A 290-nucleotide genomic window follows, 5' to 3' on the forward strand; every position below is an offset into this window, starting at 1 on the left:
GAATTGCATTATTCGGAACATTCGCATTAGCATCTGCACAAACTATCACATTTGATAAAACTACATTCGATTACGGAACTATTAAACCTAGTTCAGACGGCATCAGATTCTTCACCGTAACCAATACGGGTGACAAGCCTCTTATCCTTTCGAATGTAAAAGCATCTTGTGGATGTACAACGCCTGAATTTAGCACAGATCCTATTATGCCAGGAAAATCTGCTAAGATCAAAGTTGGATACAACACAGCGATCAACGGTGGATTTAACAAAACAATCGAAGTATTTTCT

1 protein-coding gene is annotated in these 290 nt (G+C 38.3%); it reads left to right on the forward strand.

Going from position 1 to position 290, the window contains the following annotated elements; genetic code table 11:
* Positions 1-290: DUF1573 domain-containing protein (locus ACPYOJ_RS35095; protein WP_481420343.1), on the forward strand; the 290-nt coding region annotated here is incomplete at both ends.

It is taken from the genome of Rhizobium sp. SVR5-9E, from assembly GCF_056755095.1.